The 20,734-nt window shown below is 44.1% G+C and carries 23 protein-coding genes, 1 pseudogene and 1 riboswitch; of the genes and pseudogenes, 16 read left to right on the top strand and 8 right to left on the bottom strand.

The window, feature by feature from the left end; all coding sequences use genetic code 11:
* The 7 genes and pseudogenes from AC6R00_RS01840 to AC6R00_RS01810 all read left to right on the top strand — a co-directional run.
* A pseudogene (locus AC6R00_RS01840) lies at window positions 1–139 on the top strand (AraC family transcriptional regulator); the annotation flags it as partial.
* Window positions 140–230: 91 nt separating this feature from the next.
* Entirely contained in the window at window positions 231–527 is a 297-nt protein-coding gene (locus AC6R00_RS01835) for a Dabb family protein (RefSeq protein ID WP_500639013.1), read from the top strand.
* A gap of 32 nt (window positions 528–559) precedes the next feature.
* Window positions 560–985 (top strand): GNAT family N-acetyltransferase, encoded by a 426-nt coding sequence (locus tag AC6R00_RS01830; RefSeq protein ID WP_500639164.1) that lies wholly within the window; start codon window positions 560–562, stop codon window positions 983–985.
* A 42-nt stretch (window positions 986–1,027) separates the two neighbouring features.
* The gene (locus AC6R00_RS01825; RefSeq protein WP_500639163.1) at window positions 1,028–1,804 is read left to right on the top strand and encodes a phosphotransferase family protein; all 777 of its coding nucleotides are present in this window, start codon (window positions 1,028–1,030) and stop codon (window positions 1,802–1,804) included.
* A gap of 10 nt (window positions 1,805–1,814) precedes the next feature.
* The gene (locus AC6R00_RS01820; protein ID WP_500639162.1) at window positions 1,815–2,183 is read left to right on the top strand and encodes an MmcQ/YjbR family DNA-binding protein; all 369 of its coding nucleotides are present in this window, start codon (window positions 1,815–1,817) and stop codon (window positions 2,181–2,183) included.
* A gap of 78 nt (window positions 2,184–2,261) precedes the next feature.
* Window positions 2,262–3,032 carry a substrate-binding periplasmic protein gene (locus tag AC6R00_RS01815; RefSeq protein WP_500639161.1) on the top strand — a complete coding sequence of 257 codons (771 nt, stop codon included), beginning with the start codon at window positions 2,262–2,264 and terminating at the stop codon, window positions 3,030–3,032.
* A 220-nt stretch (window positions 3,033–3,252) separates the two neighbouring features.
* A complete protein-coding gene (locus tag AC6R00_RS01810; protein WP_425666729.1) occupies window positions 3,253–3,759 on the top strand; it encodes a DUF3087 domain-containing protein in 507 nt (168 codons plus the stop codon).
* An 86-nt stretch (window positions 3,760–3,845) separates the two neighbouring features.
* Here the strand turns inward: AC6R00_RS01810 and AC6R00_RS01805 are convergent, their stop codons facing one another.
* Window positions 3,846–5,330, bottom strand: a complete 1,485-nt coding sequence (locus AC6R00_RS01805; protein ID WP_500639160.1) for a carboxypeptidase M32 — start codon at window positions 5,328–5,330, stop codon at window positions 3,846–3,848.
* 155 nt (window positions 5,331–5,485) lie between these two features.
* Here AC6R00_RS01805 and AC6R00_RS01800 point away from each other — a divergent pair, with 155 nt between their 5' ends.
* A complete protein-coding gene (locus tag AC6R00_RS01800) occupies window positions 5,486–6,127 on the top strand; it encodes a LysE family translocator (protein ID WP_500639159.1) in 642 nt (213 codons plus the stop codon).
* Here AC6R00_RS01800 and AC6R00_RS01795 read toward each other — a convergent pair.
* From AC6R00_RS01795 to AC6R00_RS01785, 3 genes are all read right to left on the bottom strand, one after another.
* A complete protein-coding gene (locus AC6R00_RS01795) occupies window positions 6,118–6,879 on the bottom strand; it encodes an alpha/beta fold hydrolase (RefSeq protein ID WP_500639158.1) in 762 nt (253 codons plus the stop codon). The genes AC6R00_RS01800 and AC6R00_RS01795 overlap by 10 nt on opposite strands.
* Window positions 6,867–7,880 carry a DUF2817 domain-containing protein gene (locus AC6R00_RS01790; RefSeq protein ID WP_500639157.1) on the bottom strand — a complete coding sequence of 338 codons (1,014 nt, stop codon included), beginning with the start codon at window positions 7,878–7,880 and terminating at the stop codon, window positions 6,867–6,869. The genes AC6R00_RS01795 and AC6R00_RS01790 overlap by 13 nt, the downstream gene beginning before the upstream one ends.
* Before the next feature lie 130 nt (window positions 7,881–8,010).
* A complete protein-coding gene (locus tag AC6R00_RS01785; protein WP_500639156.1) occupies window positions 8,011–9,381 on the bottom strand; it encodes an alanine/glycine:cation symporter family protein in 1,371 nt (456 codons plus the stop codon).
* Window positions 9,382–9,487: 106 nt separating this feature from the next.
* A riboswitch (glycine riboswitch) is annotated at window positions 9,488–9,582 on the bottom strand.
* Between the two features lie 421 nt (window positions 9,583–10,003).
* Between AC6R00_RS01785 and AC6R00_RS01780 the strand changes: the two genes are divergently transcribed.
* The gene (locus AC6R00_RS01780; protein WP_500639155.1) at window positions 10,004–10,246 is read left to right on the top strand and encodes a hypothetical protein; all 243 of its coding nucleotides are present in this window, start codon (window positions 10,004–10,006) and stop codon (window positions 10,244–10,246) included.
* A 55-nt stretch (window positions 10,247–10,301) separates the two neighbouring features.
* Here the strand turns inward: AC6R00_RS01780 and AC6R00_RS01775 are convergent, their stop codons facing one another.
* Window positions 10,302–10,640 carry a 50S ribosome-binding protein YggL gene (locus AC6R00_RS01775; RefSeq protein WP_004743470.1) on the bottom strand — a complete coding sequence of 113 codons (339 nt, stop codon included), beginning with the start codon at window positions 10,638–10,640 and terminating at the stop codon, window positions 10,302–10,304.
* A 241-nt stretch (window positions 10,641–10,881) separates the two neighbouring features.
* On the opposite strand from AC6R00_RS01775, the gene AC6R00_RS01770 reads away from it, so the two are divergent.
* From AC6R00_RS01770 to AC6R00_RS01760, 3 genes are all read left to right on the top strand, one after another.
* The gene (locus tag AC6R00_RS01770) at window positions 10,882–11,040 is read left to right on the top strand and encodes a hypothetical protein (protein ID WP_500639154.1); all 159 of its coding nucleotides are present in this window, start codon (window positions 10,882–10,884) and stop codon (window positions 11,038–11,040) included.
* 17 nt (window positions 11,041–11,057) lie between these two features.
* Window positions 11,058–11,792: a chromosome partitioning protein ParA gene (locus tag AC6R00_RS01765; protein WP_500639153.1), complete on the top strand. Its 735-nt coding sequence runs from the start codon at window positions 11,058–11,060 to the stop codon at window positions 11,790–11,792.
* 141 nt (window positions 11,793–11,933) lie between these two features.
* Window positions 11,934–13,727, top strand: coding sequence for a putative bifunctional diguanylate cyclase/phosphodiesterase (locus AC6R00_RS01760; RefSeq protein ID WP_500639152.1), 1,794 nt, complete (start codon window positions 11,934–11,936; stop codon window positions 13,725–13,727).
* Window positions 13,728–13,787: 60 nt separating this feature from the next.
* Here the strand turns inward: AC6R00_RS01760 and AC6R00_RS01755 are convergent, their stop codons facing one another.
* Window positions 13,788–14,894, bottom strand: coding sequence for a M20/M25/M40 family metallo-hydrolase (locus tag AC6R00_RS01755; protein ID WP_500639151.1), 1,107 nt, complete (start codon window positions 14,892–14,894; stop codon window positions 13,788–13,790).
* Between the two features lie 449 nt (window positions 14,895–15,343).
* On the opposite strand from AC6R00_RS01755, the gene hppD reads away from it, so the two are divergent.
* The 4 genes from hppD to maiA are packed head-to-tail and all read left to right on the top strand — an operon-like array spanning window position 15,344 to window position 19,210.
* A complete protein-coding gene (hppD, locus tag AC6R00_RS01750; RefSeq protein ID WP_494505095.1) occupies window positions 15,344–16,417 on the top strand; it encodes a 4-hydroxyphenylpyruvate dioxygenase in 1,074 nt (357 codons plus the stop codon).
* Window positions 16,410–17,540 (top strand): homogentisate 1,2-dioxygenase, encoded by a 1,131-nt coding sequence (locus tag AC6R00_RS01745; RefSeq protein WP_500639150.1) that lies wholly within the window; start codon window positions 16,410–16,412, stop codon window positions 17,538–17,540. Before hppD ends, AC6R00_RS01745 begins: the two co-directional genes overlap by 8 nt.
* A 13-nt stretch (window positions 17,541–17,553) precedes the next feature.
* Complete coding sequence (locus tag AC6R00_RS01740; RefSeq protein WP_500639149.1) at window positions 17,554–18,567, top strand: fumarylacetoacetate hydrolase family protein; 1,014 nt, start codon at window positions 17,554–17,556, stop codon at window positions 18,565–18,567.
* On the top strand, window positions 18,560–19,210 hold the full coding sequence (gene maiA / locus AC6R00_RS01735) for a maleylacetoacetate isomerase (protein ID WP_486786211.1): 651 nt from the start codon (window positions 18,560–18,562) through the stop codon (window positions 19,208–19,210). The genes AC6R00_RS01740 and maiA overlap by 8 nt, the downstream gene beginning before the upstream one ends.
* On the opposite strand, the gene AC6R00_RS01730 is transcribed toward maiA, so the two are convergent.
* The gene (locus tag AC6R00_RS01730) at window positions 19,167–20,357 is read right to left on the bottom strand and encodes a GGDEF domain-containing protein (RefSeq protein ID WP_500639148.1); all 1,191 of its coding nucleotides are present in this window, start codon (window positions 20,355–20,357) and stop codon (window positions 19,167–19,169) included. The two genes, maiA and AC6R00_RS01730, sit on opposite strands and share 44 nt — an antisense overlap.
* Before the next feature lie 152 nt (window positions 20,358–20,509).
* Complete coding sequence (locus AC6R00_RS01725; RefSeq protein ID WP_500639147.1) at window positions 20,510–20,695, bottom strand: hypothetical protein; 186 nt, start codon at window positions 20,693–20,695, stop codon at window positions 20,510–20,512.
* Between the last annotated feature and the right edge of the window lie 39 nt (window positions 20,696–20,734).

The following is a 20,734-nucleotide window of genomic DNA, read 5'->3' as shown; positions in this document are numbered from 1 at the left end:
AGTTGTTATCAACTTATGGGAAGTAATTTGGAATTACTTTGAAGCCGATGATTGCTCCTATAAGCGTGCTTATACGACGGACTTTGAGTTTTACAAAGGTGCTCAAGAGGTAGAGATTTACATTGCCGTCGAGTCATAGACTTAGATCCTCTCTTCGTGTGCTTTCTACTGGTCGAAGCCAGCCAAACGATGTTAAGTTATCTTTACTAAAGACAAAAGTAGAGACGCGCATGATTCGGCACATATTACTGATCAAGTTTAAGCAAGATGCTCAGTTAACTGAAATTGAAAAGCTCAGAGCCCTTTTTGAGCAAATGCCTAGCAAAGTGGAAGGAGTGGCAGAGGTGGAGTGGGGACTGAACGATAGCCCTGAAGGCAAAAATCAAGGATTCACGCATTCAGTCTTGATGACGTTTGTGGATGAGGCTGGGCGACAAAACTATTTACCTCACCCAGAACATGATGCGCTAAAAGATGTGTTCCGCCCTCTGTTGGAAGACATCATCGTATTCGACTATCAAGTGTAGAGTTTAGTAATTGATCAGAGGAGTTTTCTTGGATGCAGTTAGTATTCAGTCCGGCTTCGGATTCTCATTACGCCGAGTCTTTGACTCAAGAAAACATGTCAGCCTATTATCAGAGCAGGGGAATAGTGTGGGATCATCAGCGCTTTATCGAAAGTTGGCAAGAGCTAGATAACTTTGAAATTTGTGTAGATAAAAAGCGAGTTGGTTTGGTTCGATTTAGTTATGACGAAGGTGAAACAACGTATCTTCGAGATTTCCAGTTAGAGCCGCAGTTTCAAGGCCGAGGCTATGGCTCTAAATCTATAAGCTTGATAAAACAGTATGCAAGGGAGCGAGCCTGCTCAAAAATCATCTTGAGGGTGTTTATTGAAAACCCTGCAGTACAACTCTACCACGCACATGGCTTTTCCAAGTCTTCAGAAAACAATGGACTGATGGAAATGGTATGTAGGTTATAGCGCAGCACCTATTGCAGTATCTTAGGTACAGGAGATAAGCATTTGAGTGAAAAGAATCTCGCCAAGATAGGCTCTGCTGAGGTGACTCTCGTTGAATACAATGGCCGTCGCTGCATTAAAAAGGCCAACGCGTCACAAGTTGAAAGGGATTTTTACCAGCACAGCGCCAATAAGATCTCTGGTGTTAATACTCCGCAACTGGTCCATTTAGTCGGTGACACCCTTTATATCGAATACATTCCTCAGCAGGTGAGCCTAGCCTTTTTACATCTCCAACCTAGCTGTTTTCAACAGCTAGCTGCAATTCATCAATCTTCTCATGTTCCTCAATTCAATCTAAAACAACATCAGTGGACGCAGGCTGCTACCGATAGAGCGCTTAGCGTGCTGGCGTTGCCCAATATAACGAGTGATGCTCTGATGACAGTGTGCGCTTTAAGTGAGGAGCTATTTTCGCCCAACACGTTGATATCGGGAGATAGCAACGAAGGAAACTGGGGCGTGCGTAAAAATGGAGAGCTTGTGCTGTTTGATTGGGAGCGATTTGGTAAAGGAAGTCCCGCGATTGATCTTGCCCCTCTAATTCGAGGGATGGGAGCAATACAAGAGTACGACTTTATTGTTGATCGTTACTTAGAGTGCAACGATTGCATGACAAAAGATACATTACTCAAGCATGTTGTTTTAGCCAAAGGATGGATAGTGGTGGAAGTCACTAACCTGCTCGTTTCTCGCAAGAACAAGAATGCGCAAATGTACTTAGACTGGTACAAGAGAGAATTGCCTAATTGGATGAGTCGTATTGAACAAGTGTTGTAAAGGGGAAACCATGACTTACGAAGAGTTTAATCAGTTCTGCGGAGAGTTCGCCGCGACAAGCCACGTTATTCAATGGGGTAATTCTCACGTTTGGAAAGTCGGTGGAAAAGTCTTCGCCATCGGTGGCTGGAGTGATGATCGTGAAGCCGCATTCACTTTTAAAACATCAGACTTAAATTTCCAGTTTCTGAGTGATTGCGAAGGGTATAGACCCGCACCTTATTTTGCCTCGCGAGGCATGAAATGGATTCAACAAACCCAAACGTCCGGCGAGCTAGACGACGACTTGAAATACTACTTATCAGAATCGTATCGCTTGGCAGCTTTAAATTTAAGTAAACGAAAACGTACGGAGCTTGGAATTTCATTAGAATCGTAAAGCTTTAGTATCAGTTGACGGGTATCGCATCACCTGTTGTCCTCAACTATGCTCTTTACTAGTAGTAAGGAGAGGACGATGTCGAAGTTAACTTCCATATTAGTGCTTACATCTATTTTCATGTGCAGTGGAGTTTCTAGCTCGGATAGAATTCAGACTATCAAAGTAGTGAGTGAAGAGTGGCAAGGTTACACTAATAGCGATGGCACGGGTTTATATTGGGAGATTGTGACCGCGGTGTTTAGTTCCGCAGGTATTCAAGTCGAGCTTAGTACTAAGCCTTGGAAGCGAGCAAAGCAGTTAGTCGAGAAGAAAGCTGCCGATGCTTACGTTGGGGATTATTATTATCCGCAAGAGAATCTGGGTTTTCTTTATCCAAGGTGGCACATTAGCATTGAAGAGGATGTGGTAGTGCGATTTCAATCAGGCGCACTCGATTGGGAAAATCGTCGATATGGCTCGCTAGATGAAAAGAAGGTCGCGTGGGTCAGAGGTTACGACTTTGACCAAGGATTTTTAAAAGGTGTGCGCTTGATAAAGGTGGAAGTAGACAATGTGGCGCAGGGATTAAAGCTACTGGAAAAAGGAAGAGTAGATGCGTTGGTAGATTATGACTCGGCTTTATCCATGCATGCTCCATCGACAAGCGCATCACAGTTTGTGACTGTCGTGACTAAAAAAGGAGAGAAACTCTTCGTGGTTTTTTCTGATTCAGAGAACTCAAGCGCTTTAGCTACAACCTTTGACATGGAAATGGAAAGACTAGTGAAGAATGGCACTATAGCTGAGCTATACGAAAAATATGGTATTAGCTTTGAACCCTACCAATCGTCGATTCAACAACGTTAATATAGTTCCCCGACAACAATGTTGTGGGTTATCAGTTGATGCCGTTTAGAAAGGAAAGTCTGTGTATAAAGAAAGTTGTCGGTGTGGTTCGATATACAGATACGTCTCCTTACCAATAATCTGCGAGCTTCCTTATTAATCTTCGAGTGTGATGTGTATAATCATCCACTCTTTTAAGACTATTGATATGGTTTTAGTCGGCTCAAAAAATGGATTATTGATGCAGTTACAAAATATCGACAAGCAGCTATACCGTTCTCGTTTGAATATCGTGATTGTTGCCTGTATTGCGGCTTTGTCTGCATTTAGTTTGGCAATTTCTCAAACGCTGATTTACCTATTCCCAGCAGAGCAAGGGTCTCATTTTCACTGGAACTTACTTGGTGTCATCGTTAGTGCCATTGGGGTGGTGGTGACGTTAGTAAAGTTAAAAACGCACCCCAAAATGCGTGAAGTGGCGTATGTTTGGGATCTTAAACAGGCCTTAAACCTGATCCACCGTAAGAATCGAGCACTCCAAACCGCGGCACAAGATGGAAATGTTAATGCGATGCTGGCACTTCAATTTAGCTACGAAGGCTCTCGTCAGCTTTGGCAACTCGATGACAACACCATCACTATGAACAGTTTAAATGCCGCTCAAGCGAACCTCGATCAATGGGTTCAAGAGTATGGTGTTACCTTGGATATCTCAGATTATCATTCAGGACTTTTGAAGTCGTTCTGAAAAATGAATGGGTAATTCTAGAATGGTTTGATTGCCTGAAAGAGCACGTCAGTCAGGCAGTCAAACCGTTGGCTTAGTTCTACAAATTAGCCCAAGTAACGTGTTTTTAAATGATTTTGGAAGAACTTCGCATTGAGTGTTTCACCAGTCGCTTGCTTCACCAGTTCATCCGTGGTTAATAAGCTTCCTTTACTCCAGATCTTATCTTCTAGCCAAGCGAAAATAGGTGATAGGTCGCCGCTTCGAATTGCGCCGTCTACATCAACCGTTTGTTTCATGGCCGACATAAACTGAGCCGCGTACATGGCACCTAATGTGTATGACGGGAAGTAACCGAATGCACCGTCTGTCCAGTGGATGTCTTGCATACAACCATTCTTATAGTTGCCTTCTGTTGAAAGCCCTAAGTACTGTTGCATTTTTTGATTCCATAGCTCTGGAACGTCTGTATGTTTTATCTTGCCATTGATTAGGTCACGCTCGATTTCATAGCGCAAAATGACGTGAGCAGGGTAGGTGAGCTCGTCAGCATCGACGCGGATAAAGTCTTTTTTAACTCGTGTGTAGAGTTTTTGGAAGTTCGATTGCGAGAACAACTCTGTGCTGTGACCATCGAAATGCTGACCAGCTAGACGAGCAAGGTGTTCGATAAATGCGTCACTTCGGCCTACTTGCATCTCAAAGAACAGAGATTGAGATTCGTGGATACCCATTGAACGCGCCTCACCAGATGCCAAGCCAGACAGCGACTTTGGCAGTCCTTGCTCATAGCGAGCATGCCCCGTTTCGTGAACAATCCCCATCAAGGATTGAACAAACTCGCTTTCATCATAGCGAGTGGTGATACGAACGTCCGTTGGTACACCACCACAAAATGGGTGAACACTTTCATCTAAGCGTCCATGGTTGAAGTCAAATTGAAGTAGCTTCATTACTTCAAGACCGAGTGCTTTCTGTTTACTGGTATCGAAAGTGCCTTCTGCTTGAACATAATGTTCAGAGGCTTGTTTATCAATCACTTGGTTGATCAGCTCAGGTAACCAGGTTTTTACATCGCTAAACAGACGGTCAAGAGATTCGGAGTTAGTTCCTGGCTCATAAATATCAAGCATGGCATCGTAAGGAGAAAGACCATTTACTTCAGCGCGAATTTGCGCTTCTTCTTGTGAGAGCTTTACCACCTCTGCCCAGTTTTTTTCAAAACCTTGCCAGTCATTGTCTCCGCGCTGGGTACGCCACGCGTGCTCACATCTAGAGCCGGCTAAAGATTTGGCCTGCACTAATGACTCTGGTAACACGTTCGCCTGTTGCCATTGACGCTTTAACTCGCGCAATGTGGCTTTATCTTGAGTGTTTAACTGTTCAGATTCGGCTTCTGCAAACCAGTCTTCTAGTTGTGGCTGAGTATGTAAGCCGTGAATGTGCACCGACAGTTCCGCCATTGCTTCCGAGCGAGCTTGATTTCCGCCTGATGGCATAACAGCTGCTTGGTCCCAACCACAGATAGCAGCAAGGTGATTGAAGTGTGAGATCTTTTTAGAATGTTGTTTGAGTTTTTCGAATGCGCTCATGGGTCGCCTTCCGTGACTATTGATTTGTAAAGGCGAAAGCTTATCAATCAATGATTATGAGACCAAGTGAATTTAATCAAGAGTTGAACCTCGGTTATACCTTCCTATAACATGGGGTGAAATTGTAAACAGCCCCTAATCAGTCAGGACGACCCATGATTATCAATATCGAAGCCTTTTTAATCGCTATTACTATTCTTACACTGACTCCTGGGTTAGACACTGCCTTGGTAATTCGTAACTCCTCGCGTGGCGGCTTTAGTGATGGTTTTTTAACAAGCTTAGGGATATGTCTTGGTTTGTTTGTCCATGCCACATTTTCGGCAGTCGGTATTTCTGCGATTTTGGCGCAATCTGCTGAACTGTTTAACGCGGTGAAGATGGTTGGCGCAGCCTACTTAATCTGGCTAGGTGTGATGACTTTGAAAAGCCTCTTAAATGGAACGAGTTCAGGTTTAAATGCAAACGTCGTGGTGGGTTCAACGCCTCTTGATGCAAAGCGGTCACTACGTGAAGGATTTCTATCTAACGTGCTAAACCCTAAAACAGCGGTTTTCTACCTCGCGTTTTTGCCTCAGTTTATCAACCCTGAAGGTTCAGCATTTTTGCAATCTTGCTTAATGGCTGCGATCCATTTTGTTATCGCCATGGTTTGGCAGTGTGGTTTAGCGGGCGTGCTTACGAAAGCGAAAAACTTACTTCAAAGTCCACGATTTACCCGCTGGATGGAAGGTTCGACAGGGGCGGTTTTAGTCTTCCTTGGTATCAAGCTTCTGGTTGAAAAGCCTCAGGTATAGTCTGTGCTTAGCTCGATATTGGCAAACCAGTGTAAAAGATGATCACACAGTGCGTGCGGTTTGGCTAACGGCAAGTCGTGCGCATCACAATCAAAACGTTTTATTTCTACCTTCCAAGTCTTCGCGATAGCTTCGCCACATCGACTATCTACTAGTTTGTCTCGTTCGCTAACAATGATTTGAGTTGGAATTGCTGGTGGAGCGCTTTGCCCTTTAAATTTTGCTGCAGCATACAGTTGTCGAATCGCATTGATAGCAGTGACAGGGTGATTTCGCGCAAGATTAAGGTGATGTTCGATCACTTCAGGATGATGAAGGCTGATTGGGCTTGTCCATTCGATGATAGACTGTTGGAATGCTTCACTCCCTTTTAAACTTGATGCACCAATGCTGAGTAGGGCCTGAAGGTTTATTCGTTGCCAAAAAGGGCTGTAACGAGAAAAGCTCGGATTAATCAGGGTTAAGCTTGCTACCTGACCCGGTAGTACATGTGCCCAATGACTGGCGAGCATAGAGCCCATTGAAATCGCGACTAAGTGATAACGTTGGCAGCTCTTAGGGAGTTGTGCCAGCACAGGTGCAAGCATTTGCTCGATACCGCTTGGGCTAGTCTTATTGTAAAGCGCTCCGTTGCCGGGGACATTGGGCGTGATGACCGCGATCTCTGGAGAAGCTTGCTGAATGGCATTGACTAAATCCTGCCAATGACCGCTTTCTCTTAATAACCCTCTGACTAAGACTATCGGTACCATAGTTTGTTGGCCTTTTCCCTATACTTTGCTTCATCGCTTATCGACATATTGGCGAGTAGATCGTTGTCGAGCACCTGAATTAAATAGCTTAGCAGAGTACTGTGTCGCCGCTGTACCCGTTTGATCCTATGGGGTTTAGTCGGGTGAAACATTTGGCTGAATCTGAGCATTTGTATTGGGTTCTTTTTCACCCATAGCCAAGAGCCAAGCTCAAGAGTTAGCGGTAAAAAGTCGTTCTCTGATTTCGTTTGATGCTGTAATAGCATCCAGTCCCAAAAATCACCATGAGTCGTGTACTGGTGCCATTGCGGTTCAAACTGATAAAGCTCGTAGTGAGGGTAGCTCTTTCTAAACTGCCTATACAGCAAGTAGTATTGGGATAAATTACTTGGCGGTTGTTTACTGTGCGCATATGGAAACCAAAGCCTATCACGCGTGCCAAAGCCACTATGAAGATCGAGCAAAATCGAAGAGCGGGAGTGCTCTGTACTACAGAGAATGTACTGTGACAAAGCTTGCAGCTCTCGTTCCATTTGATCGGGGTTACCGCGATACCACGGCAGTGCAGAACTAAAATCTTGCCCAGCATAGAGTTGATGAATAGGGTTTGAGCTTTTGATTGGGGCGTTTCTCATCAAATCGACACCATTGTGGTTGGCTCGTTTCTTAAGAGCGACACCCCACGGATTAACGACTGGTATTGAGACGATTCGAACTCGTTCCAGCGCCTCTTTTAACTGCCTATCCCACTCTAGTCTCCGAAGTAAACTCCTAACAAACGCAAGAATGATCTGGCTACCAATTCGTTCGACACCATGAATTGAGCCTGTAAAGAAAAGGCAGGGAGCTTGGCTAATATTTGAGCCTATTTCCAAAGCGTATATTGGTAGAGACCTCCCTTGATGCGGAATCTTATCAAGGAGGTTTAAACGTACGTTCTTAGGAAACTGCTCGGCGAGTTGTTCAATATGCTGAATGTCGCGGGGGATATGTCCAATCATTATCAAGCTCAAACAGGGTTTGAGACAAGTTTAGAACTGTAGAGGGGCGTTTGGGTGAAGTATTTGTTTCAGTTAGCTAAAGCAAAAAAATGCGAAGCTTTACGGCTTCGCATTGGTTTATTAGGCTTGATTAAACAGTCACACGATTACTGCGAACCGTTGAGACCTGAGCAAAGTAAAGTTTTGTTTCTTCAACCACAACATGGCGCAAAGCAATAAGACCAATTAGGTTTGGAATTGCCATTAGACCATTAACGATATCGGCAATAATCCAGATCATGTCTAAGTGTAAGAAGGCGCCAGAGGCAACTAAACAGACGAACACAAGTTTATATGGCAACACCGCTTTGGTGCCAAATAGGTAAACTACGCAGCGTTCACCATAGTAGTTCCAACCTAAAATGGTGGTGAAGGCAAAGAAGATCAAACCAATCGAGACAAGCATCGGGCCAAACGTGTCGGCATTAAGACCCACCGAAAAGGCATGAGTGGTCATGGCTGCACCTGCAAAGTCACTTTGCCAAGCACCCGTAAGAATCAGCGCAAGACCCGTCATAGTACAAATAATTATGGTGTCGAAGAAGGTGCCTGTCATTGAGATCAGGCCCTGTTTTACACATGAATCGGTTTTTGCTGCCGCTGCCGCCATTGGCGCACTACCAAGGCCAGATTCATTCGAGAACACGCCGCGAGCAATACCAGACTGGATAGCGAGCATAATGCTTGCGCCTAAGAACCCGCCAGTTGCTGCCGTAGATGAAAAGGCAGAAACCAGTACAAGCTCTACCGCATCTAGTAGCTTGTCTGCGTTCATAATAATCACGCTTAAACAGGCTAATACGTAGAACAGCGCCATGGTTGGTACGACTTTACCGGCGACTTTCGCGATAGATTTAATACCGCCCAGGGTTACAAAGGCAACAAGCAGTGTCAGTACGCTGGCTGAGATTTCGCGAGAAACACCAAACGAGATTTCGCTGGCATCTATTATCGCGTTGACTTGCGGGAAGGTACCGATGCCGAAGCAGGCTACACCCAATGCAAATACAGCAAACATCACTGCGAGAGCCTTGGAGCCTACGCCATATTGCAGATAGTACATAGGGCCACCGATCATCTGGCCTTTGTCGTCGACTTTGCGGTATTTTACAGCAAGAAGACACTCTGCGTATTTGGTCGCCATACCGAATAGGGCTGCAAGCCACATCCAGAATAGAGCACCTGGTCCACCAAGTTTGATTGCTGTCGCGACACCAACGATGTTACCTGTACCAATCGTTGCCGATAGGGCGGTGCACAATGCAGCGAAACTAGAGACGTCGCCTTGTGTTTTAGAATCATCTTTACTGAACACCATTTTCAGCGCAGTCGGTAAGTGTCTAAACTGTAGTAAACCCAAACGAAAAGTGAAGTAGACACCGGTACCAACCAATAAGATCAATAGTGGTGGGCCCCAGACAAAGCTGTCGATTGTTTTAAGTAAAGATTGAAGGTTATCCATGATTTCCCCTTAAGTGATAATGCTTATTTAAGGAGAAGAGTGAAAGTGCAGAGATCATTGATCCCGATTAGCTACAGGCAGAAAAGCAAAATAGCTGAATTGTTCTTTCCACTCCTCTGTCCTTTGTGCCTGAGAGTTTCACCTACGAATAGGCTTGCTCCTTCGGCGACCGATTTAACGGTTCTCTCCAGAGGCTCCTCCAACTACAGTCCCCGCCACCTAAATGGCACCTGAAAGATTTACTTCTTCGGTAGGTTATCCTTACCAAATGTTAATATTTGGTAAATAACCACTCTCCTGCAGTCTTCATCGGAACAATTACTCGATAAACTGAGTAAAAGTTAGTCGATAACACTGGTTGCTATCGATGTGTGAACTCTATCATTATTTTTTTGTATTTCAATAGCTGATTTACATCAAATGAAAGGTTTTTATAGTGATGATTTATTGATGTTTAATAGCACTGGTAGTGTCATTAGGACATGATTTTCAGAAAGTCAAAATGACTCGTTAAATGTTTTCGTGTTGTGGTAAGTGTAAGATTTTAAATAATATTAATTTTTGGCAAGGTATGTGCAATGTAGAGGGCATAAAACAATAAAATGATCAAAGTGAGGTCGATATGTTTGCTCAACCAACCAATACTACTTTTAATAAACTTTTGAACTTTTCGAATGTTGCACTGCTATTAACCTTTGTTGCGTTAGTCGTCAGCGTACTCATTTCTTATCCGTACGCTTACAAATTTACTTTAGGCGAGCAAATTGCCGCACATATAAGCACGATTGTTATTGCTGCTTTGTTAAAAGTAAGTTACGTAACGCGCTGTTTGGCACAGTATAATCTTGGGATGGAAGTGAGATAGAGCATACAAAAATAGCGCCGTAAATGGCGCTATTTTTCATAGACAGGGGCGGAAGCTAGAAGTAGTTTGCGTCTACCAAATCGCTAGTTTGCACTGATTTAACCTCTTCACGAGCTTCTAACCATGCAACAACTTGGGCTTTTTGCTCTTCAGTCGCATCGGCGTAGCGAGCATTACAGCATAAGAAGCCTTCAAACAGTTCTAGGCCACCACCACCAAAGCAAAGGCCTAAGCCATCAATGTAATCGATGAACTCATCGACAAACACGTCATACTTATCGAAATCGGTGATTGTGGTTTCGCAGCTTAGCTCAAATCCAAGCATTGCAAATTCACCCAAAAACAGTTTCTTTTGGATGCGGCGTTTCTTATTGTCCAACTTGTATGGTTTCATCGGTATTTCCCACTATTTTTCGTTAGCTCTTTATACCTTAGTTCGAAAAGAGTACCAAACAAAATGCTGTGGTTCGCGTTAAAGTGCTCGTAATTTGCTCTTAGATTTGCACTTTGATAACAAAGTAACCATTTGAATCAATTAAATTAAAATTCTTAGCCAGTAAAACTACGCGTTTCTGACTATTTCGGCGTAAAAATGGTATAAAGTAATGAATAGAAAGTCTGCCTAAGGAGAGGTTATGACAAGGTTACTTGCAATTGCTTTTTTAGTGGCTTTGGCGTTTGTTTTGATTCGCTATCGGACAAGCGAAAAGCTACAGAAATACGTGGTTGTTACTTTGATTGCTGGCTTTTTACTTTACACAACCACGCTCATGATTACAGAACTGATGCGTTAACCCTCAGGAGCAAATAAGTGAACGAACATACCGATAACCAAGAGAATGATGACGTTGTCGTTATTGAAGAGCGAGACAAGCGAACGCATCTCTATATTATCATCGCAGGTGTTTTAGGTTTGGCGTTAGGTGGTTTGGTTGGATCGACACTGACTGCAAAAAAATGGGAGTCCACATACCAAACACTTGAGCAACAGTATCAAACTTTGGCGGAAGACAAGCAGAAAATGGTCGTTCAAGTAGAAGAAAAAGTGGCTAAGGTCGACGATGAAGTGGCACTAAAGCTACAAAAAGCGATAGAGGAACAAAAAGCTGAACACCAAGAAGTTGTAAGTAAACTTGAGCGACAAGTTAATGAGCTCGAAAAAGTTAACTTGTCGCTTGAGGAACAGATCACCACGCAAAAAGAGCAACTGCAAACGGCTAACTCACAGAACAGCAAGCTAAACCGACAAGCAGATATGCAGGCGACCATGTTTGAGCGTTCTCGTGAATTGTTTCAACAAGAACTAAGAGTAAAAATGGAGCTAGAGTCTCTAGAGAAAGAGAGGGAAGAACTCCAACCTAAGATCTCAGAGCTTAAGAAAGCATGTGATATCTATTTAGAAGGGACGTCTTGGGACGCGAAATCAGATTCGTGTGATAAACAAGATGAGGCTCAATCTCGCTTGAGCCAAGTAGAGCAGATGATTCGGGTTCATCAAATGGATCTAAAGCAGATGAAAGCCCTATCTGAAGAGCTCGGCTTGTAGAACCCGTTCTGTTTGAATGAAACAACGCCTCATTTTTGAGGCGTTTTTGCTATTTTCGCAATTGTAAATCTATTTGAGTCCGCCGAAGATGCCAAATATGCGCTACTGTTTATTAGAAGAAACAAGTAAGCAAGGCATCAAATGCAGCAGCTATTTAAGGTAAACGAAGCCGTACAAGTTATCGCTTATATCGCCTACATCGTTGCAGTAGGGGTTATGTCCCACTCATTTTTGCTGCAACCGCACCCTTGGGAATATGCATTCTACCTATTCCCCGCTTTGTTATTGTTAGCATTGTATTGTACCAACCGATCTCTCAAACACGTATTTGCTTTTTCAGCCACTAGTTTGTTCTTGATTGGAGGATTGATTCAGCCTTTCCCTCTAGAACTTGTTAAAGCGTGCCTATTCTTCTTGCCACTTTGCTATATAGTGCTGTTCCCGGGAACATTGTGGTCAATTGCCGTATGCGCCGCACTGATTAATGGCTACTTATACCAGTTAACCATTTCAGATTTTCATACGTTTATTGATACCTCAATTGAGATGACCGCCGTCACTGTGTTTGCCACGTTAATGACTTACTTGTTTGTAAAAACGCAACAACAAGCGGCGACTTTTAAAACAGAAAGTCAGACCGACTACTTAACGAAACTGCCCAATGCCAATGCCTATAAAGAGGATATCGATAAGATAACTGAGCATAATGCGAAACATTTTGGGATGGTGCATATTGGTCTTGAAGGGTTTAAAAATGTTAACGACCGATTGGGGTATCGATATGGCGATGAACTGCTAATTGCATTCTCTAAGCATATTGCGGGTATAGTGGGAGATGTAGGTAAGGTCTATCGATTTGGCGGTGATGAATTTATCGTTGTGGTGGAGGATAAAGAACTCCAACCTAAGCTCGAACAACTCGTTGATGAGTTAAATCGTCATCAAAGAGCGATGTTTGATGTGGACAATACTTCTCATCGACTCTCCTATTGTATTGGGGTTGCCTATGCTGCGGATGCGGTAGGTAGCCCAGAAGTGTGGGAGAAAAACGCTGACTTTGCTCTATATAAAGCTCGCTCGGTCGGTGGTGGGGCGGTTTGTTGGTTTGACGATGAGTTGCTTGGGGAAACAATTAGGCAGCATCAAATCGAGACAGAGATACGTTCTGCCTTATCTAGCCACCAGTTTATTCTTATGTTTCAACCTAAGGTAGACGTTGAATCGGTTAAGATAGTCGGTGCGGAAGCTTTGCTGCGTTGGAACCATCCACAACTTGGCCCAATATCGCCGGCGGAGTTTATTCCAATTGCTGAAAAGACGACACAGATTGTGCCTATAGGTCACTGGATCATCCATGAAGCATGTCGCCAAGCGAAACAGTATTATGATCAGCACCTACCGGTTTGTATTGCGGTCAATGTTTCAACCGTCCAGTTTGCGCATGCAGATCTATTTGAAGTGGTGTGTAAGGCGCTCAAAGAGACACAACTTCCTTCGCATCTATTACAGCTAGAAATTACGGAATCTACCTTGATGAGCGATCCGGAGAACATTACCGATATATGCCGTCAGTTAAGAGCGATTGGTGTCTCTATTGCGATAGATGACTTTGGTGTGGAGTACTCAAGCCTCAAATATTTAAAACAACTGCCTATTGATATTATCAAGATTGATAAATGTTTTATTGATGAGTGTGCTATCAATCACTCTGATCGGGTACTTGTCCGTACCATCATTCAAATGGGGCACAGTTTAGGGATCAAACTTGTTGCGGAAGGGGTCGAATTTCAGGAGCAGTTGGATGTACTTGTGCAAGAAGGCTGCGATCAGTATCAGGGCTATCTGTTTTCACAACCCCTTAACCATGATGAGTTTGCCTCAATGATGACTCAGGAAATGCGCGAGGAAAGGGTGGTGAAATTGACCAAAGAGTAGCGCGTGACAATCAATAAAACAAAAGCCGCAATTTGCGGCTTTTGTGGTTTTCAACGTTACTTAGTGTGTTAGATAGTGCTCAACAAACTCCGTCACTTTCACCATATCATCAATAGCAATGAACTCTTCTGTAGTATGAACTTTTGCCATACCAGTAGAGATATTAACCGTGGTTAACCCTTTGGCATTAAAGTTGTTGGCATCACTACCACCACCGGTCCCTTTAGTGTAAGGGTTTGCACCAATGGCTTCGAAAGAGGCTTTTACCGACTCAATATGTGGATGATCATTTGCAATTACAAACGCGTTGTATGCACGGGTCGATTCAATCTCAACTTGTGCGCCATGCTTATCTGCTGCCGCTTGGAAGGTTTCAACCATATGAGCAACTTGTGCTGTCAGTTTTTCATCGTTTAGTGAGCGCGCTTCTGCAACCACTTTTAGCTCAGGCATAACGATGTTGGTTGCGTTACCACCTTGAACAATACCGATGTTAGCCGTTGTCTCTTCATCAATACGCAGTAACTTCATGTTGGTGATGGCTTCAGAGGCGACTTGAATCGCGCTGATACCTTCTTCTGGTGCCAAGCCTGCATGAGCTGGGCGCCCGATAAAGTTAGCAACGATCTTTTGCTGACCCGGTGCAGCATTGACGATAGTGCCAATAGGACCACCGGTATCTAATACGATTGCTTTGTCGGCTTGAATGTAAGACATGTCGAAGTTTTCAGAGCCGAATAGGCCACCTTCTTCATGAACAGTGAAGGCAAGTTCAATGGTCTTGTGAGCTAGGTTTTGTGCTTTAATGCTGCGAACTGCTTCCATAATCGCGGCAATACCCGATTTGTCATCACCACCTAAAATAGTGTTGCCTTTCGAACGAATGATGCCGTCTTCAATCACTGGCTCAATATCAATGCCTGGAGTCACGGTATCCATATGGCAGCTAAGTACAACGCTATCGTCAATCGTGCCTTCTAGTCGAGCATAGACGTTAAAACCATTTGATACCTCTTCAGGCACTGGCAGTTTATGGACAGTAAATCCTAGTTCACCTAACTGTTCGGCAAGCGCCTGCGCAATTTGCTTTTCGTTGCGAGATTCGCTGTCAATTTTTACTAGTTGGATAAAGTGTTCGACCAGACGTTCACGGTTAATTTGAGTCATTGTTATACCTCGTTAAGGAACAGAGGGGATAACCATAACGGCTCGAAGGGGAGATTTGTCTGCGCTATATCAATCTATCAGCAACTCCTAATGTCAATTTATGGTTAACGATTTGCCTAGTGATTTTATGTGAATGATTGAATTGATTTGCTCAATGTAACAAGGCAGCTAGACCTGTTTGGTCTTCAGAGTCAAATTCAAGACTGAACTATACTTGTTAATAAGTAGGAATTTATGATTATTGGCTAAATGTAAACTAATTGTTACCATGTATTTCGGTTTAAGCTTTTGATTTTTATGTATTTAAGTTGTCTGAATTAAACGTGTTTACAGTTTGTAATTACATTTCGTTAACTTCGGATTGGGCGTGTAAGGTTCAAATTTGCGCTTAGCTGAGCCAAGTTATTGATAGTTACACGGTAGTTAGATCAATAACGAGGGATATAGAAATGAACGAAGCGTACAACCCACTAGGTACAGATGGATTTGAGTTTGTTGAATATACAGCGGCAGACGCGAAAGGTATTCAAGCGCTTAAAGACCTGTTTAATTCGCTTGGGTTTGCAGAAGTGGCTAAACACCGTTCAAAAGAAGCGTGGCTTTATCGACAAGGTGATGTGAATTTTATCGTTAATGCTCAACCCCATAGTCAGGCCCATGCTTTTGCTGAAATTCATGGCCCTTCTGTGTGTGGCATGGCATTTCGCGTTAAAGACTCGGCGGTTGCAATGAAGCAGGCGCTAGACAATGGTGGTAAAGAATACATCACTGAAATTGGTCCAATGGAACTTAGCATCCCTGCGATATACGGTATTGGTGAGAGCTTGCTGTATTTCGTTGATCGTTACCAAGATGGCAGTATTTATGAAGTGGACTTCCGCTTTTATGAAGACGCGAAGGAGCGTCTTGCTAAAATGGATGTCGGCCTCTACGAGATAGACCACCTAACGCATAATGTTAAGCAAGGTAATATGGACGTATGGTCGGGCTTCTATGAGCGCATTGGTAACTTCCGTGAAATTCGCTACTTCGACATTGAAGGCAAATTAACGGGCTTGGTGAGCCGAGCAATGACTGCGCCTTGTGGCAAGATCCGAATTCCTATCAACGAATCCTCTGATGACAAATCGCAAATTGAAGAGTTTATTCGTGAGTACAACGGCGAAGGCATTCAGCATATCGCCTTAACCACAGATGATATTTACCAGACAGTCCAAACTCTGCGTGATCGTGGTATGGACTTTATGCCAACCCCCGATACTTACTACGAAAAAGTTGATAGCCGCGTGGATGGACACAAAGAAGACGTGTCGAAATTACGCGATCTACGAATCTTGATCGATGGCGCACCAATGAAAGATGGCATCCTACTGCAGATCTTTACTCAGACAGTAATTGGTCCCGTGTTCTTCGAAATCATTCAACGTAAAGGTAACGAAGGGTTCGGCGAGGGTAACTTTAAAGCGCTATTTGAGTCGATTGAAGAAGATCAAATCCGTCGTGGGGTACTAGACGATGCATAAATGGATAACATTCCCTCATCGGGAGGGAGTGTGCTCCAAGCAAGCGCACGCTGATTTTCCCGAAGAGGCAATTTACGAACGTGAAGCTGGCCGTAGCGGGTTCTTTGGGCCTGCTGCCCACTTTCACCATCAACATGCTCCTACCGGTTGGAGTGAGTGGGAAGGCGATTTAAAACCACGCGCGTTCAACTTCAACCACGTAGAGGAATCACACCAGCGTTCACCTTGGTCTGTGCCGCATCTTCTTCACAACGCCAACTGTAAAGTACGCGTATGGAAGTTAGAGAATGCCATGACGCATTTGGTTAGAAATGCTGATGGGGATGAGCTGTTGTTTATTCATCAGGGAACTGCAGATCTTTACTGTGACTACGGACACTTAGAAGTGGTTGAAGGCGATTATGTAATGATTCCGCGTTCGACGAGTTGGCGATTAGAGCCTCGTGAACCCATGTTTGTTTTGATGATTGAAAATACGGATGCGGCTTACACGCTACCAGAGAAGGGTATGGTAGGAAATCACGCTGTTTTTGATCCTGGGGTGTTGGATGTACCGAAAATTGATGACCAGTTTAAAGCCCAGTATTCCGAGGACGCCACACAGGTTCATATCAAGCGTCACGACCAAGTTAGTGTTGTCACGTATCCATTCAATCCACTTGATGCGATTGGTTGGCATGGGGACCTGTCAGTCGTGCGAGTGAACTGGCGTGATATCCGACCATTAATGTCACACAGGTATCACTTACCACCATCGGCGCATACCACCTTTGTTGGTCAAGGGTTTGTTATATGTACCTTTGTTCCTAGGCCCATTGAAAGTGACCCAGGTGCACTGAAAGTGCCGTTTTATCACAATAACGATGATTATGACGAAGTACTGTTTTACCACGCCGGAGATTTCTTCAGTCGCGACAATATTGAAGCGGGTATGGTGACCTTCCATCCAGCAGGCTTTACTCATGGCCCTCACCCTAAAGCCTTTAAAGCAGGTCAAGAGTACAAGAAGAAGTTTACTGATGAAGTTGCGGTCATGATTGATACCAGACACGCGCTACACTTCAGTAACGAGGCTGAGCAGGTGGAAAACAAAGAGTACGTCTACAGTTGGAAAGAAAAATAGAAAGGGACTGAATATGAAGTTAGCAACCCTAAAGAATGATAGCCGAGATGGCTTACTGGTTGTGGTAAACAAAGCACTGACAAAATGTGTCGCTGTACCTGAAGTTGCACAAACGATGCAAGAAGCGTTAGACAATTGGAGTCATGTTGAATCTCAGCTCAATGAGGTTTATGTGGCGTTGAATAACGGAGAGCTAACCAGCGAAATGCCATTTGATCCGGCTTTGAGTGAATCTCCTTTACCGCGAGCATACCAATGGGCGGATGGCTCGGCGTATGTCAACCATGTCGAATTGGTACGTAAAGCGCGTGGCGCGGAAATGCCGCCAAGTTTTTGGACTGATCCCTTGATGTATCAGGGAGGCTCCGACGCGTTTATCGGACCTTGTGATGATATCCCGGTAGTGACCGAAGAGTGGGGAATTGACTTCGAAGGTGAAGTCGCTGTCGTAACAGGTGATGTTGCAATGGGAGCTACGGCTGAAGAAGCGGCGCAATCTATCAGGCTGATTATGCTAGTCAATGATGTTTCACTTCGCGGCTTGATCCCTAACGAGCTCGCGAAAGGGTTTGGTTTCTTTCAATCAAAACCATCTTCAGTTTTCTCACCGGTGGCCGTGACGCCTGATGAACTCGGGGACGACTGGGATGGTGGTAAAGTGAATCTGCCACTTCTAAGCTTTTACAACAATGAACCCTTTGGGTGTCCAAATGCGGGCGTTGATATGACGTTCGAGTTTCCGGAACTGATTGCACATGCAGCCAAAAGTCGCCCTCTATCAGCAGGAGCGATCATCGGTTCAGGTACAGTATCAAATAAACAAGGTACTGACTTTGGTACTGCGATTTGTGAAGGTGGGGTTGGGTACTCCTGCATTGCTGAAGTACGAATGATAGAAACGATCCGTGATGGCTCACCGTCAACGAGTTTCATGAAGTTTGGTGACCGAATCAAGATGGAAATGAAAGACGCGGATGGTCACTCGATCTTTGGCGCGATTGACCAACAAGTGGTGAAATATGAATGATCGCATTCTCTATGGTTATTGGCGATCTTCAGCAGCATACCGTGTGAGAATAGCACTTAACCTAAAAGAGTTGAGTTATCAGCAGCGCTCTATTCATTTGGTAAAAAACGGCGGAGAACAACACTCCGCCGATTATCAAAATCTCAATCCGAACCAGTTAGTGCCAGTGCTAGTCGATGGAGGCGTCATTCTTAACCAATCTTTAGCGATCATCGATTACCTTGATGAAACCTACCCAGAGGTTGTGCTTACCCCGCTAGACAAAGAGCGCCGTTACATCGTGAAGTCACTGGCGCAGGATATCGCCGTCGATGTTCACCCTCTCAATAACCTGAGAGTACTGCAATATTTATCGGGTGAGCTTTCTGTCGAAGAGGGGGACAAAACTCGGTGGTATCGTCATTGGATAGAGCAGGGCTTTACCGCGTTGGAAAAACGTCTGAAATTGTGTAGCGGTGAATATAGTGTTGGCGATGAGGTCACTTTGGTTGATGCTTGTCTTGTCCCGCAGGTATACAACGCCAAGCGTTTTGACGTTGATTTAACCCCTTATTCAAACATTGCCAGAGTGACAACGTCACTAAGCGAGTTGGAGGCGTTTAAGAGGGCTGCACCTGAAGCTCAACCAGATGCGGCTGTTTAGGTTCTAGAGATATCGCTACTTGATTTCTACCGCCCTCTTTCGCGAGATAGAGGGCCTTATCTGCTTGTTCCATCATGTCAATAATCGAAGAGGTTTCTCCGGCGGTGCAAATCGCGACTCCAGCACTGATAGTAATAATATCTGCACAAGAGGAGTATTGATGTGGTATGGCTGCGCTCTCAATGCCATACCTAATCCGTTCCGCGATAGTTATCGCTTTATCTAAGTTGGTATTGGGTAATACTGCCACGAACTCCTCACCGCCGACTCTGGCAAAGAAGCTATATTCCGCTTCTAGATCTATTGTCTTAAGTCGCTTGGCGACTTTGCGTAAGGCTTTATCTCCAGATACGTGTCCATAGTTATCGTTGAAAGGTTTAAAGTGGTCGATATCAAATAAGATGACGCAAAGATCTTGGCGCTTCTCTTTGGCACGCTGCCATACGGCTTCTATCTTTTGATTGAAGTAGGTGCGGTTTTTGAGCTCGGTTAACGCATCCTGCTCAGCGAGTGCCTTTATCGAGTGGTTTGCTTCAGAAAGTTGCCGAATTAATTGTTCTTTTTCAATCTCTTCTGCGATTCTTTTTAACGCTTTATTGTGCAGAATTCGGGTGTATAAGCTAACGTAAATGACGCCGCATAGCACTAAGGTAAACGCTTCAAATAAACGCTCTAAGCCAATTGAAAAGTAAACAACAAGCGGCAGAATCAGTGACCAAAAGTATATTTGCAGTGCTGAAATAGAGTTGATGTGAAAGATAGTACCAGCGAAGGCGAGGGCGGTGCACCAGATTGTGGTAGTCAGTAAGTTGTGTTCTGGAGCGATCTCAATATACCAGATAGATCCTAATGACCAGACGAAGCCGATTAAAGATCGAGTCGTAAGCAGAGCAAACCAATGTGTCTTGGTCATGCTGTGTTTATCGATATGTGGCCTTAAAGAGCGGTCAACGATATATCGCGCGCTAATGACACATAAGAACAGACCCGCCCAGATAATGCTTTGACTTGATAGCCCGTAATTGAATACGGTCAAACTTAGAACCAAAGTGGCTAAAGCACCTTGTAGAATCGCGATCATAGGGAAGGCATCCATCATTTCCAGATGCTTTCTACGATCTATTTCTATTGCGATATCAGGGTTCATTAAGAGGCTACCGTTCTCAATACCTAATTTGAACCTACCTTAATCACTTTGACTTGTAAACGAAGTGTTAATAAAACTGATGCGTATACCAATAAAGCAAAAAGCCACCTTTTAAGGTGGCCTTAGTGTCGTCCTTGGAGAAAGAGTACGAATTAACGTAGTGAGCTGATTTGACGCCCACGCTGTTGTAATTCGGCAATGTTGAACTGACGTACATCCAATGTCGCTAAGTCATTGCACTCTTTACATGAATGATGGCTTTTACCGTCAACGTATTCATGTTTGGTTAGCATGCTTGGCTTTTTGCACCAATCGCATACACCTTCGATAGTAAACATAGATTTCTCCCCACCCTATTTACTAGGTGTTATTTTCGG

Source organism: Vibrio sp. R10-SF1-ISO8 (assembly GCF_059833805.1).
Note: the sequence above shows the minus strand (reverse complement) of the source record. Positions and strands in the feature narration are given on the sequence as shown.

Bases quoted from the DNA above. Each gene is read 5' to 3' on its own strand.
- AC6R00_RS01780 (WP_500639155.1), top strand. From the start codon at position 10,004: ATGTTTGCTCAACCAACCAATACTACTTTTAATAAACTTTTGAACTTT.
- AC6R00_RS01725 (WP_500639147.1), bottom strand. From the start codon at position 20,695: ATGTTTACTATCGAAGGTGTATGCGATTGGTGCAAAAAGCCAAGCATG.
- AC6R00_RS01810 (WP_425666729.1), top strand. From the start codon at position 3,253: ATGCAGTTACAAAATATCGACAAGCAGCTATACCGTTCTCGTTTGAAT.
- maiA (WP_486786211.1), top strand. From the start codon at position 18,560: ATGAATGATCGCATTCTCTATGGTTATTGGCGATCTTCAGCAGCATAC.
- AC6R00_RS01795 (WP_500639158.1), bottom strand. From the start codon at position 6,879: ATGGTACCGATAGTCTTAGTCAGAGGGTTATTAAGAGAAAGCGGTCAT.
- AC6R00_RS01830 (WP_500639164.1), top strand. From the start codon at position 560: ATGCAGTTAGTATTCAGTCCGGCTTCGGATTCTCATTACGCCGAGTCT.
- AC6R00_RS01815 (WP_500639161.1), top strand. From the start codon at position 2,262: ATGTCGAAGTTAACTTCCATATTAGTGCTTACATCTATTTTCATGTGC.
- AC6R00_RS01760 (WP_500639152.1), top strand. From the start codon at position 11,934: ATGCAGCAGCTATTTAAGGTAAACGAAGCCGTACAAGTTATCGCTTAT.
- AC6R00_RS01745 (WP_500639150.1), top strand. From the start codon at position 16,410: ATGCATAAATGGATAACATTCCCTCATCGGGAGGGAGTGTGCTCCAAG.
- AC6R00_RS01835 (WP_500639013.1), top strand. From the start codon at position 231: ATGATTCGGCACATATTACTGATCAAGTTTAAGCAAGATGCTCAGTTA.
- AC6R00_RS01770 (WP_500639154.1), top strand. From the start codon at position 10,882: ATGACAAGGTTACTTGCAATTGCTTTTTTAGTGGCTTTGGCGTTTGTT.
- AC6R00_RS01785 (WP_500639156.1), bottom strand. From the start codon at position 9,381: ATGGATAACCTTCAATCTTTACTTAAAACAATCGACAGCTTTGTCTGG.
- AC6R00_RS01800 (WP_500639159.1), top strand. From the start codon at position 5,486: ATGATTATCAATATCGAAGCCTTTTTAATCGCTATTACTATTCTTACA.
- AC6R00_RS01775 (WP_004743470.1), bottom strand. From the start codon at position 10,640: ATGAAACCATACAAGTTGGACAATAAGAAACGCCGCATCCAAAAGAAA.
- hppD (WP_494505095.1), top strand. From the start codon at position 15,344: ATGAACGAAGCGTACAACCCACTAGGTACAGATGGATTTGAGTTTGTT.
- AC6R00_RS01805 (WP_500639160.1), bottom strand. From the start codon at position 5,330: ATGAGCGCATTCGAAAAACTCAAACAACATTCTAAAAAGATCTCACAC.
- AC6R00_RS01790 (WP_500639157.1), bottom strand. From the start codon at position 7,880: ATGATTGGACATATCCCCCGCGACATTCAGCATATTGAACAACTCGCC.
- AC6R00_RS01820 (WP_500639162.1), top strand. From the start codon at position 1,815: ATGACTTACGAAGAGTTTAATCAGTTCTGCGGAGAGTTCGCCGCGACA.
- AC6R00_RS01740 (WP_500639149.1), top strand. From the start codon at position 17,554: ATGAAGTTAGCAACCCTAAAGAATGATAGCCGAGATGGCTTACTGGTT.
- AC6R00_RS01755 (WP_500639151.1), bottom strand. From the start codon at position 14,894: ATGACTCAAATTAACCGTGAACGTCTGGTCGAACACTTTATCCAACTA.
- AC6R00_RS01730 (WP_500639148.1), bottom strand. From the start codon at position 20,357: ATGAACCCTGATATCGCAATAGAAATAGATCGTAGAAAGCATCTGGAA.